Below are 16209 nucleotides of genomic sequence, written 5' to 3'. Positions count from 1 at the left end.
CCGAGACCCATACGCGTTCCCGCGGACGGGCCTACGCCTTCGTCACCCCCAGCAGCGCCTGGTAGGCGGGCTTCGGCGCCAGGTTCTCGTCGAACAGGCAGGCCGCGCCCTGGCCGGGGAACCAGCCGGGCACCCACGAGTGCCGGTCGGTGAAACCCCAGACGGTGAACTCGCGACAGACCTTGACGCTGAGGCAGTCGGTCAGCGCCCGGCGGTAGTAGTCGGCCTGGGTGGCGAGCTTCTCCGGCGTCACCGGCAGCTCCATGCGCACGTCCAGTTCGGTGACCGCGATCTCCAGGCCCAGGTCGGCGAAGCGGCGCATGACGTTCGCCCAGTCGCCCGGGTAGTCGTACTGGATGCCGAGGTGGCCTTGGAAGCCGGCGCCGTGGATCGGCACGCCCTGTGCCTGGAGGTCCTTGACGATCGACAGCGTGGTCTCGATCTTGGCGGCGTTCCACTCCAGGTTGTAGTCGTTGATGTAGAGCTTGGCGTGCGGGTCCGCGCGGTGGGCCCAGCGGAAGGCGTCGGCGATGTAGCCGGGGCCGAGGTGGGTGAGCCAGATGCTCTGCCGCATCGTGCCATCGTCGTTCACCACCTCGTTGACCACGTCCCAGGCCCTGATCTTGCCCTTGTAGCGGCGTACCTCGGTGGTGATGTGGTCGCGCAGGATCTTCCTGAGCTCGGCGGCGTCGATCGTGCCGTCCTCCACGCCGCTGGTCAGCCACGCGGGGAGCTGGTTGTGCCAGACCAGGGTGTGGCCGCGCACCCGCTGGTCGTTGCGGCGGGCGTGCTCGACCAGCGCGTCGGCGTCGGCCCACGTGTAGGCGCCCCGGTCGGGCTCGATGGACTCCCACTTCATCGCGTTCTCCGCGGTGACGTGGGAGAACTCTCTGTCCAGCACCTTGCGGTAGTCGGCCTCGCCGCGCAGTGCGGCGATGTCGACGGCGCTGCCGATCCTGATGCCGTGCTGTCGCGCCAGGTCGCGTAGGTCACTCGGCTTCCAGGGGTGGGCGTGGGCGGGGAGCGGGGCGGCGAGGACGAGCGCCAGGGCGATGATCAGTGGCTTCACCGGTGACCTCCGATTCGCGGAAGACCGAGTCTCCGAAAATTTCGGCGACGTAACGATATGTTTCTCCGGTCGCCGGGAACCTAAGCGCTCCAGGGCCCGCCGTCAAGGGCCGACGCGTACACGTTCCGGCTGATCATCGACGGCGAGACGGCCGAGCTGCTCCAGTACGAGGTCCTGGGGAAGGGACGGCCGCTGCTGCGGGTGGCGCTTGAGGACATGGGCTGGAGCGACCCACTCGGCGAGAAGCCGAAGAGCTGACCCTCAGCCGAGCCGCACGGCGACCGTCTTCGAGGCGCCCTCCTGATCGGCCAGCCCGCGGAACGTGAACGTGGAGCCGGTCACGAGGGCGTCGCCGCCGAGCACCTCGGCCACCGGCCTGGCCCAGGTCACGGTCAGCTCGTCCAGGTCGCACCGGGGATCCGACACGGTGAGCGTGGCCGTGCCGCCGGGGATCTCGCGGACGAGGACCGCGCACGGGGCGGAGGCGCTCAGCCCGCCGACGGCTCCGGCGTTCCAGAAGCAGGCCGCCGTGATGCCCAGCGCGGGCACGCGGACGGCTTGCAGGCGGGCGGAGTTGGCCAGCACGCGCACCCAGCCGGGGTCGGCGGCCCTGGCGCGTGTCTCCGCCCGGCTCGCGCCCGGCAGCAGCAGGTAGACGTAGCCGGCCGAGCGAGGATCGACGCCGTGGTCCAGCCAGAGCGTCACGTAGTCACGGGCCACGCCGCCGCCGGTACGGCGCTCGCGCAGCGTACCCAACGACCCCTGCACCACGTAGCCGCCGTGGCCGTCGAGGTGGGCCCAGCCCGCCTCGACGGTGAGCGGGGCATCGGTCCTGCGGTTGTCCACGATCGTCTCGACGCGTGCCCCGTCCTCGCCGGTGATGCCCGCTCCCAGGCAGACGACCGCGTCGTCGAGGAAGAACCACGACTTGAACGCCTCCAGCGTGCTCTCGAGGCCGCTCAGGTGCTGGCCGACGGCCGCATACGTGCCGTCCGTGGCGCCGCCCACCCACCGCCGGCGGGTGCGCGTGTCGCCCCACCCCTCACCCGCGCCGTCGGGCAGGCGCCGGGTGGAGACGGTCGTGCCGGGCAGGCGGTAAGGATCCACGGTCGGCCAGAACGAATCGGAGTACTGGTCGCCGTGGCCGCCGGCCCACCAGTAGAGCATCCCCGAGCCGGTGTGCCAGCCCCGCGGGTTCTCGCCGTTGCCGTGCTCGTAGTGGCCGATCCGGTGCGAGGCCATGCTGAGCGCCGCGCACCAGCCCGGCCGCCGGTGCACGGCCCTGGCGCTCATCGGCAGCAGCCGGTGCCCGGCCGGCTCGGGCGCGGCCGGGACGGCGTCGTCATCCATGATCGCCGCCAGGCGGGCGTGGAAGGCGGGCTCGGCGTGCTCCAACATCGGCCGGTACGTGTTCCGCGCCGCCCAGCCCTTGACCATGGCGTGCCAGCGGGCCCGCGCGGCGGCAGGGGCGGCCTCCCCGAGCAGCAGGATCGCGGCGGCGATCTCGTGCCCCTTCTCGTGGTCGCCGAAGGGCCGCCGGCCGACGCCTCGCCCGCGTACCAGGTCCATGCAGGCCCCGTCGCGGACGAACGGCGCGAACGACCGCTCCACCATGTCGAACACGAGCTGATGAGCGATCTCCCACGGCGAGCCGCGCAGCACCGCGAACAGCGTGGCCAGCCCCGACAGCAGCGTCACGCCGTAGGCGCCCTGGTAGGGGACGTACGTGTGCTGGATGAACGACCCGTCCCGGTAGAACCCATCGCCCTCGCGGACATACCGGAACACCGGCGACAGCGCCGAGACGGCCAGCGCCGCCTTGCCCGGGTCGGACCTGAGCATGGCTCGTAGCAGCACCACCAGGCACAGGTCCACGCGGTTGGCGGCGGTGCTGGTGCCGCTGTAGTCGCCGAGGCGGCGCTCGGGGACGAAGTGGTCGACCGCGTCCCGCAGAGCGAGGCTCCGCCGCTCGTCCAGTTGCGGGCCGATCAGCACGGCCGTGTCGAGCAGCGCCTTCGGCACCCCGATCTGCCAGTGCCACCAGTTGCCCGCCGGGTCGGCGCCCGCCGCGTAAACGTGCTCACGGTAGTGGTCGATCCCGGCGGCGACGGCCGCGCCCAGGCCCGGATCGCCGGTCAGGCCGGTCCCCTCCAGCACGTACGCCTGCGCCATGGCCCGCAGCCGCCGCGGCGTCGCCATGAACGACGGGAAGACCTGGTCCGGCCAGAGCCACGTGCGGGCCGGCGCCATCGTGTCGCGATACCGGGCGGCCACTCGCCCCAGCTCCGCCAGCCGGCTCCGGTACGGCTCCGCCGCCGGGTCGTAGGTCCCGGACCCCGCGGTCACCTCCCGCCAGCGGCGGCGTAATCGCAGGAACGAGTCGTCCGGCGTGTGCGCGGCCTCCGCCTGGGCCAGCGCCCCGAGCACCCCGGCCGCGGCCACGCCGCCGAACTGGAGGAACGATCGCCTGGATGGCCGATGCACGCTTCGATTATCTGTGCACCGGCCCACATCGCGCAGGGCGGACCGCCACGAGCCAGAAGCGTCAGCCTTCACCAGGGGTGGTGGTAGGCCAGGTTCACGGCCAGTGCGGCCACCGCGAGGGAGAACATCACGGCCCAGGGGCCGAACTGGTAGTTGCGTGCCCGCAGGTGCGCACCGAATGCGCTGAGGAAGTACAGCACGAGGCCGGCGGCGGCGAGCATGCCGAGCGCCGGCACGACGAACCCGGCCAGCAGGCCCAGCGCGCCCGCCCCCAGGAGCGTGCCCAACGGGCGATTCCACGACCGTGGCACGCGCATCTTGTCTGCCTGGGTCGTGGCGTACTCGTGGCCGATGAGGTTCGCAATGGCAGCGGAGCCGTTGGCGGCCGCGGCCAGGAGGGTGACGGCGATGTAGGCGGCGAGCATGAGGATCTCCTTGCCTGTGAGGACGATTCCCGGGGTTTGAAGTCGTGCATCGGCGGGCCGCGACCGAGTCGGCGGTCTGGCCCGGATCGGTGAGGGAGTGCGATCGCCGAGGAACCGCGGGGGCTCCATACAGTGCTGTATGTTCGACCGTACAGTAGTGTATGGACATGTCAAGGGCTCAGGTCTCACGCGACGACTGGACACATGCAGCACTGGAGGCCCTCGCAGAAGGCGGCGTCTCGGCCGTGCGCGTCGATGCGATCGCCCGGCGGATGAAGATCACACGCGGCAGTTTCTACTGGCACTTCAAGGACCGCGACGCGCTGCTCGCCGCCGCGCTTGAGGAGTGGGAGCGCCTGTCCACTACTGAGGTCCTCGAGCAGCTCAAGGCCATCGTCACCCCTGCCGAACAACTCCGGGCCCTGCTCACCCACGCGCTTGCCGTTGACGAGCTCACGGGTCTCGAGCCGGCGCTTGCAGCCCACGCCGACCACCCGATCGTCGCGCCGGTACTGCGCCGGGTGACTGACCGCCGGGTCGGCTGGCTCACCGAGGCCTACCGGGAGCTCGGCCTGGCTCCCGCCGTGGCCCGCCGCCAAGCGGTGGTCGCCTATGCCGCATTCGTCGGCTGGCTAGAGCTACGCAGGGCCGCGCCGGATGTCGTACCCGAGGTCGGTGGAGACAGCCGCACGTCCCAGGCCGCCTTGGACTACCTCGCTCAAGTGCTGGTCCCCGACGAAGACAGGTCCGCCTAGCACTGCTCGGGGCTGACGCATCCGCCGCCACCGCTACACCCGCCAACTGACCCCGCGGTCACCTCCCGCCGGCGGCGGCGTAATCGCAGGAACGAGTCGTCCGGCGTGTGCGCGGCCTCCGCCTGGGCCGACGCCGTGAGCCCCGGCCGCGGCCACGCCGCCGAGCTGGAGGAACGATCGCCTCGATGGCCGGTGCACGCTTCGATCATGTGGCCGTCGGCGGGTGGATGGTCAGGACCGGCCTCGCGCAGGCGAGGGCCCAGCAGTCAGAGGGGGAGCACGGCCCCCGCGCGCTTGATGGTCCTGATGATCGGCGCGGTCTCGATGTTCCTGATCGCGGGCAGCGCGCCCAGGCCCTCGGTGAGGTAGCGGTAGAACGCCTCGTCGTCGCGGCACACGACGCTGGCCGCCAGGTTGGCCGGGCCCGTCGTCGCGGCCGCGAACGCGATCTCCGGATGCCCGGCCAGCGCCCTTCCTGTCGCGTCCAGCTCGGCCGGCGGCACCGACATCCACAGCTGCGCCTCCACCTGGTAGTCCAGCAGCGTGGGCAGAACGTCCATGTCGAAGAACAGCGCCCCGGCCGAGCAGAGGTGCTCCATGCGGCGCTTGACCGTCGACTCGGACCAGCCCGTCACCGCCGCCAGATCGGCGTACCCGGCTCTGCCGTCCCGTGACAGCGCCTCCAGCAGGGCCTCGTCTCCGGGGCCGAGCACGACCCGCTCGCCCGTCCCCTGCCTGCTGTACACCCGCCCGGCCGCCAGGTGCGCCACCTGGCCGGCCGAGAGCGCGGCCAGCGCGGCCCAGCCGATCCGCCCGCCGACGAACATGTGCAGGGTCCGGTGCGCCGACACCGACAGCACGCGGTGCGTCCGCGCGAGCTTGTTCAGCAGCAGCGACTCGCGTTCCCTGGCCGTGCGCTGAAGCGCGCCGCAGGAGATCTCGGTGCCTCCGGAGAGCAGGTGCACCCAGAACGTGTCGGAGCGCCGCGCGAGCGCCTCGGCGATCGCGAGCGCGGCGTCCGGGGTGCAGCGCAGCCTGATCGACCACGACTCGTAGCCGAGCCGCCGCCCGTCCACGACGCCGACGACGCGCAGCATGCCGCTGGAGCGCAGCCGCCGGTAGCGGCGAGCCACCCGCTGGTCGGACACGCCGAGCACCTCGCCGATGCGGCTGAACGAGGCCCGCCCGTCCACCTGCAGGGCATGCAACAGCCCCCGATCCACCCCGTCCAGCTCGATGTTTTTCATCATCACAGGCTATCTCGCACGGGAATCCACCAGAAGTGGTGACTCTGCTGGCGAATACCCACAGCCTGGGCCGACCGTGGTCGCCATGACCGAAACCCGCGCACCCGAGACGGCGGCCACCGGCTGGCAGCCCTTGGCAGCCGCCTGCCTGGGCGCTTTCATGCTGCTCGTCGACGTGACCATCGTCATGGTCGCCCTCCCCCAGATCACCGCCGACCTCCATCTGTCGTTCGCCGGCACGCAGTGGCTGCTGGACGGCTACGTGCTGGCACTGGCGGCGCTGCTGCTCGCCGCCGGATCCCTCGCCGACCACGCCGGGCGGCGCAGGGTCTATCTGGTGGCGCTGGCCGTGTTCGCGCTGGCCTCGCTCGCCTGCGGGCTGGCGCCCAGCGGCGGCGTGCTGTTGGCCGCCCGTGTGGTGCAGGGCGCGGGCGGCGCGGCCATGATGGCCACCACCCTCGCCCTCATCAGCTCCACCTACCACGGCCGGCAGCGGGGCATCGCGTTCGGCGTGTGGGGCGGCGTCAACGGGGCCGCCGCGGCCGTCGCTCCCGTGCTCGGCGGCCTGCTCACCGAACACCTGAACTGGCGGGCCATCTTCCTGGTGAACCTGCCCATCAGCCTGGCCGCCGCCTGGCTCACCCTGCGTGCCGTCAAGGAGTCGCGCCTGCCCGGCGCGGGCCGGCCCGACTGGGCGGGCATGGTGACGTTCACGGTCGCGGCGGGCGCGCTCACGTACGGGCTCATCGAGGCCGGGCAGTACGGCTGGACGGCGGCGCGGACGCTGGTACCGCTGGGCGCGGCGGCCGTGGCGCTCGTGGCCTTCCTCGTCGTCGAGACGCGGAGCGCGCGTCCCATGCTGGATCTGAGGTTGTTCGCCGACCGGTCGTTCAGCGGGATCATGGCGGGGGCAGGGCTGCTCATGCCGGCCGCGTTCGCGTGCCTGGCCTTCACCTCGCTCTGGCTGCAGGGGGATCTCGGGCTCGGACCGGTGCTGGCGGGGCTGGCTCTGGCGCCGATGGCGGCCACCTCCCTGGTGGTCTCGATCGCCGCCTCCCGGCTGCTTCCCCGGCTGTCCCCGCGGGCCGCCGTCGGCGCCGGGCTGCTGCTGATCGGGGCGGGCGCGTTCCTGCAGGGCACGCTGGACCAGCACTCGGCCTGGACCGCGCTGGCGCCCGGCCTGGTCGTGACCGGTGTCGGCGTGGGCCTGGCCATCCCCTCGCTCAGCTCCGCCGCCATGGCCTTCGCCCCGCCGCCGCGCGCCGGCATGGCCGCGGGCGCCGTCAACACAGTCAGGCAGCTCGGGTACGCGCTCGGCATCGCCGTGCTGGGCCTGCTGTACCAGGGCGACCCGGCGCCGCACGCCGCCTTGAACGACGTCTACCGGGCGAGCGCGGTCATCGGCCTGGTCGCGGGCCTTCTGGTCCTGGCCGTCGTCCGGAGTCCCGCGAAGGTCAGAGCAGGCGCCTGATTTCGCCGTACGCGCGGTAGAAGCCGCCGCGGCCGGCCGAGCGGACGCCCTCGACGAGGTAGCGGGCACCCGGCTCGCGGATGTCCTTGGGGAACTGGACATTCCAGGACTCGTAACCGGAGCTGACCACGCGGACCCGGAGCCGTTCGCCCTCCCTGACGCACTCCACCACCACGCCGTCGCCCACGTCGGTCACCGTCTCCAGCACGGCGGAGGGCTCGACGGTCTCCAGCGACGCGGCCGCCTTGACATCGAGCGGCTGCGGCACGCTGCCCGCGCGGGCCGCGGCGATGGCCGCCTCACTGGCGTCGATGCACGCCAGCGAGCCGTCCGTGGTGACGATGTAGAGGCGCTCGTCCAGATACTGCATGGAGAACGCCGACCCGTTGCCGGTCCCGAGCTTCCACAGCCGCTCGCCGGAGGCGTCGAAGCAGTAGACCGAGGAGTGGTTGTCGCCGGCGAAGACGTGGCGGCCTCCCGGCGAGGTGGCGCACGAGTAGACGGCCCCGTCGCACTGGTAGACGGCCTCGATCCGGCCGTCGCCCTTGGCCAGGCGGTACACGCTGCCCCCGCTGCCGCGGGCCGTGCCCGCGTAGACGGAGTGCTCCTCCTGCCAGCCGAACAGCACCTGGTCCGTCGGTGTGGTCCACACCGGCGCGCCGTCGGAGACGTCGTAGCGGGCGACGCCGCGCGAGTGGCCGTGAAAGACCGCGTCCTCGTCGCATCGCACCATCCACGCCGAGTCGCCGCCGGCGCTGCGCGCCCACTGGAACTCGTCCTCGTAGTCGATCGCCGTGACCCGGCCCGCCCGGTCGGAGACGCCGAGCACGCCGTCGTGGATGTCGAGCCAGTAGATGTCGACGTCGGCGGCGATCTCGTACGCGGCCCGCGGCACCTTGCCGCTCAGGTCGTACACGCGGCCGTCGTCGCAGCCCGCGTAGATCCAGAAGTCGTCGGCCACGATGCACTTGACGCCGTCCGGCAGCTTGAAGCGACCGGTCACGGTGCCGGAGTGGGCGACGGTATAGACGTCGCCGTTCTGGTTGCCGACCCAGCAGCGCTCCTCGTCCACGAAGATCCCGAACGCGGCGGCGCCGCTGTGGAATCGCCACAGGACCGGCGCCTGCTGGGCGGTGGAGCGGGTGCTGGAGATGGCCCGGTGGGTGACGGCCCGGCGCGCGCGCATCCCGCGCACGGCGGGCGCGTAGCCCTTGCGGGTCTTTTCGGCGATCTTCTTGGCGGCCGCCGCCTGGGCCTTCGCCGCCGTGGGGAAGGGCGTGACCTTGGTCTGGCCGCTCTCGCCGATGCGCCCGTACGTGATCGTGACCTGTGTGCCCGCCACGGTCACCTCGTAGAACTTGTGCGATCCGCCGCCGTCCTCCGACAGCTCCAAGTAGGTCATGTCCGCGCTTCTCCAGATCGGCAGGGCTTGATCAATTGCTCGGGAGCGTAGAGGACGGCGGCGACAAAACTCCTCTCGCTAAAGGCTCACTTGTCGTATTCGTACGCCCCGGCGTCGACCGGACCGTCGCTGCCGTCGATCGCCCGCCCGGTCACGTCGTCGTCGCTGAACCGCGTGACGCCGAGGTCGATGGCGGGGCTGCCGGCGCGCAGGCTCAGTGGGTGCTCGGGGTCGGTGAGGTCGAACAGCGGGTCCGCCGTGACGTTGTTCGCGCCGCCCATCTGGTGCTGGCCGGCGCCGTAGAACACGTTGTGGTGGCTGTCGGTCACCTGAGGGCCGTAGGCGGTCTTGCGCACGGCCTGGACGATGTTCTGCGACACCGACAGGTGGGCGTTGGTGCAGGCCGCGTCGCAGATGACGCCCTGGGAGTCGGCGTGGGTCAGGCGCAGGGTGTTGTTGCGGAAGACGGTGCCGAGGACGGGGCCGTTCGGGTCGGGTTCCTGGCCGGGCTCCTGCGGGCCCCTGGTGACCAGGCCGGCCTGGGTCGCCGGACCGCCGATCACGTTGTACTCGAAGACGTTGCCCGAGGTCCCGTCAGGGTCGACGGGGGTGCCGTCGGTGTTGACCTCCTTGCTGGTGCCCAGCTCGGTGAAGGTCTCGTTGTCCATCGCGATGTTGTGGTGAATGCGGTTGCCCGAGCCGAGGAAGATCTCCACGGCCGCGCCGTCCCTCCCGTAGTCGTGGCTGAAGGCGTCCGAGCCGCGGATCTCGTTCCAGCCGATGTTGGAGTAGTCGCCCTGGACGAGGATCGCGAACGCGCCGGAGTCGTCGTTCTTCGGCACCTCAGTGAGCTTGCTCATGTAGTTGTTGTCGACGAAGTCGTTGGCCGTCACCGCCGTGTAGAGCACCTTCTTCTCGATGTAGACGCCGGCGGCGGCACCGGTGATGTAGTTGCGCTCGATGACGTTGTCGTTGCCCGTGACCTTGATCCCGGCCCACGTGCAGCGCGCGCCGTCCGTGGGCTGGCCGACCTGCAGGTTGTAGACCTCGATGTGGGCGCCTTCCAGGCTCACGCAGGCCTCGGCGTGGCCCGTGATCACGGGCTTGGCGGTTTCCGTGCCGTAGGAGTCCACGACGATCGGGGCGGCGGACGTACCGGACCTGCCGAGCGTGAGCTGCTGGCCCTGCCACGTGCTGCCGCGCTTCAGCAGCAGCTTGTCGCCGGGGGCTAAGGGCGCCGTCGATGCTTTGGTGAGCGATTTCCACGCGGTGGCGGCGGATGTGCCCGCCGCCGAGTCGCTGCCGTTGACGGCGTCCACGTAGTAGACGGTCGCGACGACCGCCGACGCGGCGCCCGTCCCGACCGTCGTGGCCGCGAGCGCGAACGTGGTGATCGCCGCACCGGTACGAAGGTTCCAGCCAGACAATTCAGCCTCCAGAACGGCCGGGTCCCGCCATTTCAACGAAGATCATCCCCGGCTTGCGGCTGACACCTTATCCGCGATCTTGCTGGAAGTCCTGACTTCTTGGTGAACGCGGGGTTATGTTCCGGCCCTGATCGGCACGACGGTGCCGGCCACGCCCGCGCGAGGGAGCGCGAACCAGGTGGCCTTGCCGACGAGGTCAGGGTGACTGGCGTAGCGCTGGGGGTGACAGCCGTAGAAGCCGTCGGAGAGCCTGGCGATGATGCGCAGCCCGCGCCCGTGCTCGGCCTGCAGGTCGTGAGGCGACGGTGCGGGCAGGATCGGACTGCCGTCCACCACGACGCACATGATCTCTTTGGCGTCTATGTGGAGGATCAGTTCATAAGGACTGTCGCCGTACATGAAGGCATTTGTCACTAATTCGCTCACCATGAGCACGGCGTCGTCGATGAAGTCAGGAGAAAGGGCAAGGGCCGACAATTCATCGCGAATGATCGCTCGTGCGCGACCGACCGTCTGGGCGTCCTCGCGCAGCGACCACACGTACTGCACCGGGCTCCTCCGAGCTGATCGCAGCGTGGTCATGGCTTCTCTCTCCTGGCCGGGGCAGCGAATGCGCGTCTCGTTCAACAAGAGTGCCTGCCTGTGGGTTGGCGTAGGCGGCTGTCGAAACTTGTACGCACAGGAAAGCCATTCGGGTCGAAGCTTCGACGGAAAATTCTGGTTACTTTTTGGTTACATGAGCGACCACAGGGATGACGGCGTGAGCGGCACGTCGGTGATCTTTCCGGCGATCTCCGGGAGGGCGTCGGCCACCGCGTTGGCGATGGCGGCGGGCGGGCCGATCGTGCCCGCCTCCCCTACGCCCTTCATACCGCCCGGCGTGATCGGCGAGGGCGTCTCCAGCATCACGACCTGGATGTCCGGGATCTCCCGTGTGGTCGGCAGCAGGTAGTCGGTGATCGGCTGCCCGTCGGCGGTGTAGACGATCTCCTCGGTGAGCGCCTCGCCGATCCCCTGGGCCACGCCGCCCTGGATCTGGCCCTCCACCACCGCCGGGTTCACCAGCACGCCGGCGTCGTTGACCACCCAGTAACGCTCCACCTCGACCGCCCCCGTCTCCGGGTCGACGGCCACGGCGGCCGCGTGCGCCCCGTAGGCGTAGGTGTAGCCGGCCGGGTCGTAGCTGACCCGCTCCTCCAGCCCAGGCGAGACGCCCTCCGGCAGGTCCCATCCGCGCCACGCGGACGTGGCGAGCTCGCGTAGCGTCACGGACGCCTGCGGGTCGCCCTTCACCCGCACGGCGCCGTCGGCGATCTCCAGGTCGGCGGGCGCGGCCTCCAGCCGGTGCGCGGCGAGGGCCACGAGCTTGTCGCGCAGCCGGGCGGCGGCCTGGGTGAGCGCCCCGCCGCCGACCGCCAGCGCGCGGCTGGCGATGGACCCGACCCCCGAGTACGGCGTCGCCGCCGTGTCCCCCAGCACCACCCGCACCCGGTCGATCGGCACCCCCACCCGGTCGGCGGCGAGCTGGGCCAGCGCCGTCTCGATGCCCTGCCCGATCGCCGCCACCCCGGACGACACGACCACGGACGCGTCCTGCTCCATGCGCAGAATCGCCGTCTCGTAGCCACCGGACAGGATGCCCATGGCCTTGAGACCCATCGACGGCCCCAACCCGGTGCTCTCCACGTGGCAGGAGTAGCCGATCCCGCGCCTGCGCCCGTCGTCCTTCTCCACGGGCGTGACCAGGTGGCGGAGGGTACGCAGCGCGCGCGGGTAGTCGCCCGAGTCGTAGCGCTGGTAGACGCGCGTCGTGTACGGCAGCTCGTCCGGCTCGAGCAGGTTGCGCAGCCGCAGCTCGATCCGGTCGATCCCCAGCCTGCGCGCCGCCTCGTCGATCAGCCGCTCCCTGGTCAGCGTGCCCTCGGGCTGGCCGAAGCCGCGGTAGGAGCCGATGGGCGTGGTGTTGGTGACGACGCCGCGCACGCGTACCGCGACCTGGTCGAAGCGGTAGGGGCCGGGCAGCAGCGTGGCCGTCACCGCGGCCGTCGAGGGGCCGGAGTTCGACGGGTGGGCGCCGAGGTCGGCGAGCACGTCCACCTGGAGGGCAGTGAACCTCCCCGCACCGTCGAGCGCCAGCCGCGCCCGGTGCACGGCGGCCCGGGCGGGGAGCGTGGCCAGCAGGCGGTCGCCGGGCGACTCCGTCCAGCTCACCGGGCGGCCCAGCCGCATCGCGGCCAGGCAGATGAGCGCCTCGTCGGGATAGAGGTGCTCCTTGCCGCCGAACCCGCCTCCCGTGTCGCCGCCGATCACGCGTACCCGGTCGTGGGAGAGCCCGAATGCGTCCGCCAGGTGCTCGCGCACGTGATGCGGCGACTGGGTGGAGATGTGGACGGTCAGCTCCTCGTCCGCGTAGGCCGCCACCACGCCGCGCGGCTCCATCGGGTGCGGCGAAACGCGGCCCATCCGGAACGTCATCTCGACGACGTGCTCGGCCCCTTCGACGGCGGCCGCGCAGTCGGCGTCGCCGAGCGTGAAGTCGGTGAGCACGTTCGTGCCCCAGTCCGGGTAGAGCAGCGGGGCGTCGTCCTCCAGCGCCCGCTCGATCCCGACCGTGGCGGGCAGCTCGTCGAGCTCCAGATCGACCAGGTCGGCGGCGTCCCTGGCGGCCTCGGGGGTGCGGGCGACGACGACGGCGAGCGGCTGGCCGGCGTACCTGATCGCGTCGTCCAGCGCCCGGTACGAGCTCATCCGCTGGTCCGGCGCCAGGTGAACGCAGGCCAGGCGCAGGCCGGCGGCGTCGGCCGGGGTGATCACGTCGAGGACGCCCTCGACCGCCCAGGCCGCCTTGGCGTCGCAGCCGAGCAGCCGGCCGTGGGCAACGGGGCTGCGGACGACGTACGCGTGCACGGCGCCCGGCAGCCGGACGTTGCCGACGTACCTGGCCCGGCCGGTCAGCAGCCTGGCGTCTTCCCGTCGCGGCGTCTTCGCGCCCACATATACGTCTCCCATGGCCTGATTGTGAGCGCCGTCCGCCGAACGGTCTATACGACTTCGAAACCCGCCATCATCGCCATGTCCTCGTGTTCGAGGTTGTGGCAGTGCAGCACGTAGCGCCCCCGGTAGTCGGTGAACCGGGTGACGATCTCGACGGTCTGGGCGTCGCGCAGCTCGACGGTGTCCTTCCACTCCGGCGGCCCCGCCGGCCGCTCGCCGTTGACCGACAGCACCTGGAAGTGGTCGAGGTGCAGGTGCACCGGGTGTGCGACGTCGCTGGTCAGCCGCCATACCTCGATGTCGCCGAGCTTGGGCCTGGCCTCCATGCGCTTGGGGTCGAACGGCCTGCCGTTGATCAGCCAGCCGGTGCCGCCGTGCATGCTGCCGCTGCTGAACTCGAAGTCCCGCGTCACCGTCGCCTTGCCGGGATCGAGCGCCTCGACGGTGGACAGCCGGGCCGGCACCGTCGAGTCGTCGGGCTCGTCGCGGTCCACCGCGAACCGCATCACCCTTGCCTGCGCGCCCTCCCCCGCCAGATTCCGCAGCTCGACGTACTGGCCGAGCTTGTAGGCGGAGAAGTCGACGACCACGTCGGCCCGCTCGCCGGGGGACAGCCGGATCTGCCGCACCCTGCGGGGCGCGCTCAGCAGGCCGCCGTCGCTGCCGATCTGGACCATCGGGCCGCCGGTGGTCAGCTCGTACGCGCGGGCGTTGGACCCGTTGCACAGCCGCAGCCGGTACCGGGCCCTGGCCACCCGCAGCTCCGGCCATGGCGCCCCGTTCACCAGGATCACGTCGCCGAGCACGCCCCCCATGTAGCCCTCCTGCACCCCGGGCCGGTCGCTCAACGCCGGGTAGAGCAGGGCGCCGTCGGCGGCGAACGACCGGTCGCAGATCAGCAGCGGCACGTCCCTTTCCCCGGCGGGCAGCGGCAGCGCCTCCTCCTCGGCGTCGCGCACCAGGAACATCCCGGCCAGCCCGCGCCAGACCTGCGGCCCGGTGAAGTCCATGCGGTGGTCGTGGTACCAGAGCGTGGCGGCCCGCTGCTCCAGCGGGAAGACGTACTCGCGCGAGGCCCCCGGCGCCACCAGGTCCGTCGGAAAGCCGTCGGACTCCGGCGGGGTGTGCCCGCCGTGCAGGTGCAGCACGGTCGGCTGGCCGAGCTGGTTGATCAGTTTCACGACGGTCCGCCGGCCGCTGCGCGCCTGGATGGTCGGACCGGGAAACTGCCCGCCGTATCCCCATATCTGGGTACGCAGTCCGGGCACCAGCTCCACCTCCGCCGCCCGCTCTGCCAGCTCGTAGAAGTCGGCCCCGCCCGCGCTGCGGACGGGCTTGGCGATCTCGGGGACCGGCAGTGGCACCGCGTACGGCTTGGGCAGAGGCGCCGCGCCGGCCAGAAGCTGCGGCTGCGGGGTGCCGGCGACCAGTGAGCAGCCGGGCACCGCCGCCACCGCCACCGCGCCCAGGCCGAGCAGGCGCAGCGCGTCGCGCCTGGTCGGGGTCATGCCGCGCCCGGTCGCGCAAGGACCCTGAAGAGCTGCGCGACGCCGCCGCCGAACAGCAGCACCCCGAGCGGCAGGTGAACGGTCTTCACGCCCGCTTCGCCGAGTATCGCCGCCACAATCGTCAGGGCCAGCAACAACGCGGCCGGGACGATGAACCGCGGCGACCCGCCGCCCGGCCGCCACACCGTGATCGCCACGACGAGGTGCAGGAGGCCGATGACGGCCAGGGCGACTCCCGAGGACATGTGCAACGCCCGGCCGCCAGGCGAGGACAGCAGCAGTCCTGCCGTCACGGCTTGGAACAGCAGCGCGACGACGTGCAGGACCACCACGGCTCGGAGCGCCTGCATGGTCCAGGAAGTGGGGGCGACGGTCTGGTGTGCAGTCATGATCGTTCTCCTGCGAGTGCTTCGGTGATGAGGGTCTCGGCGCGTTCCGTGGCCGTGATCGCGCCGAACGCGCAGAGCCGTACCAGGTCCTCGTCCGTTCTGGAGCCGCGCCAGGCGGCGACGTCGGCGTCGGTGACCCGGTACGGCGCGAGCGCCGCGAGCAGCGCCAGCCTGGCTCCCGGCCGATCCTCCTCGGGCAGTCCGCCCAGCCAGGCGTTGCCCATCGGCGGGTGCTCGCCGTCCCAGGCGGCGACGGTGTCGGTGACGGCGGCCCGGGCGGTGTCCCCGAGCAGCGCGCCCCCGTCCCCGGCTACGGCCCTGAGCGCGGCGTAGGCAGGGGCGATCGGGGTGCCCGCCGCCCAGGCGGATTCAGGGCTCCCGGGCAGGTCCGCGATCAGGGGCAGGCTCGCGCCCGGGGGCAGCCGCCTGCGTACCGCACGGGCCATCACCCGGCCGCCCACGCTTCTGACCAGGCGGGACTTCTGCAGGTTGCCGGGGAGCAGGTTGTCGGTGAGCAGCGCCGAGGCCATGCGGTTGATGAAGTGGAAGATCAGCGCGGTGCCGATGTACTCGGGGGCGTGCCGGGCCTCGAACGGCCCCGCGATCCCGCCCCGCTCCTTGGCCCAGGCCAGCAGTCTGGCGTGCGCGGGATCGGACGGCGTGCCACCGGCGGCGATCGTCTCCGCCAGCCGGTGGTCGCCGGTCGCGTGCAGCAGCGTCGTGTGCGCGGCCACGCAGAACGGGCACTTGTTGGCCATCGACACGCCCAGCGCCACGACCTCCTTGCCGGCGCGCGCCGCGTTGCCGGAGAGCAGCGACTCGCGCAGCATGGCCCAGGTCGCCGCCAGCACCTCCGCCGACGGCGACAGCGTCAGGAAGACGGCCATGCGCGCCATGCCGAAGTCCTCCGCGAGCTGCGCGTAGACCTGAGCGACTCGCCCGGTCGCCGCCTGCGGCGGCACGGGGGTGACGTAGCGGAACTGGCCCCTGCTCTGGATCGTCTCCATAACCGGACATGGTGGTATTCAGGCTGGTCAG

At 71.6% G+C, this 16209-nt stretch carries 13 protein-coding genes; 2 read left to right on the top strand and 11 right to left on the bottom strand.

Going from position 1 to position 16209, the window contains the following annotated elements; all coding sequences use genetic code 11:
• Window positions 1-31: 31 nt before the first annotated feature.
• The 3 genes from EJK15_RS02325 to EJK15_RS02315 form a co-directional block, all read right to left on the bottom strand.
• Entirely contained in the window at window positions 32-1069 is a 1038-nt protein-coding gene (locus EJK15_RS02325) for an endo-1,4-beta-xylanase (RefSeq protein ID WP_138708660.1), read from the bottom strand.
• Between the two features lie 261 nt (window positions 1070-1330).
• Window positions 1331-3553, bottom strand: a complete 2223-nt coding sequence (locus EJK15_RS02320) for a polysaccharide lyase 8 family protein (RefSeq protein ID WP_138708659.1) — start codon at window positions 3551-3553, stop codon at window positions 1331-1333.
• 68 nt (window positions 3554-3621) lie between these two features.
• A complete protein-coding gene (locus EJK15_RS02315) occupies window positions 3622-3978 on the bottom strand; it encodes a DoxX family protein (protein WP_138708658.1) in 357 nt (118 codons plus the stop codon).
• A 167-nt stretch (window positions 3979-4145) separates the two neighbouring features.
• On the opposite strand from EJK15_RS02315, the gene EJK15_RS02310 reads away from it, so the two are divergent.
• The gene (locus EJK15_RS02310; RefSeq protein ID WP_138708657.1) at window positions 4146-4733 is read left to right on the top strand and encodes a TetR/AcrR family transcriptional regulator; all 588 of its coding nucleotides are present in this window, start codon (window positions 4146-4148) and stop codon (window positions 4731-4733) included.
• Window positions 4734-4999: 266 nt separating this feature from the next.
• Here the strand turns inward: EJK15_RS02310 and EJK15_RS02300 are convergent, their stop codons facing one another.
• Entirely contained in the window at window positions 5000-5983 is a 984-nt protein-coding gene (locus EJK15_RS02300) for an Lrp/AsnC family transcriptional regulator (protein ID WP_206060608.1), read from the bottom strand.
• A gap of 82 nt (window positions 5984-6065) precedes the next feature.
• On the opposite strand from EJK15_RS02300, the gene EJK15_RS02295 reads away from it, so the two are divergent.
• Window positions 6066-7451, top strand: a complete 1386-nt coding sequence (locus EJK15_RS02295) for an MFS transporter (RefSeq protein ID WP_171074054.1) — start codon at window positions 6066-6068, stop codon at window positions 7449-7451.
• Here EJK15_RS02295 and EJK15_RS02290 read toward each other — a convergent pair.
• From EJK15_RS02290 to EJK15_RS02260, 7 genes are all read right to left on the bottom strand, one after another.
• Window positions 7435-8853, bottom strand: coding sequence for a WGR domain-containing protein (locus EJK15_RS02290; RefSeq protein ID WP_138708654.1), 1419 nt, complete (start codon window positions 8851-8853; stop codon window positions 7435-7437). The two genes, EJK15_RS02295 and EJK15_RS02290, sit on opposite strands and share 17 nt — an antisense overlap.
• Before the next feature lie 86 nt (window positions 8854-8939).
• A complete protein-coding gene (locus EJK15_RS02285; RefSeq protein ID WP_206060607.1) occupies window positions 8940-10280 on the bottom strand; it encodes a polysaccharide lyase domain-containing protein in 1341 nt (446 codons plus the stop codon).
• 114 nt (window positions 10281-10394) lie between these two features.
• Window positions 10395-10820 (bottom strand): ATP-binding protein, encoded by a 426-nt coding sequence (locus EJK15_RS02280; RefSeq protein WP_206060606.1) that lies wholly within the window; start codon window positions 10818-10820, stop codon window positions 10395-10397.
• A 192-nt stretch (window positions 10821-11012) separates the two neighbouring features.
• On the bottom strand, window positions 11013-13289 hold the full coding sequence (locus tag EJK15_RS02275) for a xanthine dehydrogenase family protein molybdopterin-binding subunit (RefSeq protein ID WP_138708652.1): 2277 nt from the start codon (window positions 13287-13289) through the stop codon (window positions 11013-11015).
• A gap of 32 nt (window positions 13290-13321) precedes the next feature.
• Entirely contained in the window at window positions 13322-14782 is a 1461-nt protein-coding gene (locus EJK15_RS02270; protein ID WP_138708651.1) for a multicopper oxidase family protein, read from the bottom strand.
• Window positions 14779-15171 carry a hypothetical protein gene (locus EJK15_RS02265; RefSeq protein ID WP_206060605.1) on the bottom strand — a complete coding sequence of 131 codons (393 nt, stop codon included), beginning with the start codon at window positions 15169-15171 and terminating at the stop codon, window positions 14779-14781. Before EJK15_RS02265 ends, EJK15_RS02270 begins: the two co-directional genes overlap by 4 nt.
• Entirely contained in the window at window positions 15168-16178 is a 1011-nt protein-coding gene (locus EJK15_RS02260) for a carboxymuconolactone decarboxylase family protein (RefSeq protein WP_138708650.1), read from the bottom strand. The genes EJK15_RS02265 and EJK15_RS02260 overlap by 4 nt, the downstream gene beginning before the upstream one ends.
• Window positions 16179-16209: the final 31 nt, after the last annotated feature.

Source organism: Nonomuraea basaltis, assembly GCF_005893125.1.
Classification (GTDB): domain Bacteria; phylum Actinomycetota; class Actinomycetes; order Streptosporangiales; family Streptosporangiaceae; genus Nonomuraea; species Nonomuraea basaltis.
Note: the sequence above shows the minus strand (reverse complement) of the source record. Positions and strands in the feature narration are given on the sequence as shown.

Bases quoted from the DNA above. Each gene is read 5' to 3' on its own strand.
- EJK15_RS02260 (WP_138708650.1), bottom strand. From the start codon at position 16,178: ATGGAGACGATCCAGAGCAGGGGCCAGTTCCGCTACGTCACCCCCGTG.
- EJK15_RS02300 (WP_206060608.1), bottom strand. From the start codon at position 5,983: ATGATGAAAAACATCGAGCTGGACGGGGTGGATCGGGGGCTGTTGCAT.
- EJK15_RS02295 (WP_171074054.1), top strand. From the start codon at position 6,066: ATGACCGAAACCCGCGCACCCGAGACGGCGGCCACCGGCTGGCAGCCC.
- EJK15_RS02275 (WP_138708652.1), bottom strand. From the start codon at position 13,289: ATGGGAGACGTATATGTGGGCGCGAAGACGCCGCGACGGGAAGACGCC.
- EJK15_RS02310 (WP_138708657.1), top strand. From the start codon at position 4,146: ATGTCAAGGGCTCAGGTCTCACGCGACGACTGGACACATGCAGCACTG.
- EJK15_RS02290 (WP_138708654.1), bottom strand. From the start codon at position 8,853: ATGACCTACTTGGAGCTGTCGGAGGACGGCGGCGGATCGCACAAGTTC.
- EJK15_RS02315 (WP_138708658.1), bottom strand. From the start codon at position 3,978: ATGCTCGCCGCCTACATCGCCGTCACCCTCCTGGCCGCGGCCGCCAAC.
- EJK15_RS02270 (WP_138708651.1), bottom strand. From the start codon at position 14,782: ATGACCCCGACCAGGCGCGACGCGCTGCGCCTGCTCGGCCTGGGCGCG.
- EJK15_RS02265 (WP_206060605.1), bottom strand. From the start codon at position 15,171: ATGACTGCACACCAGACCGTCGCCCCCACTTCCTGGACCATGCAGGCG.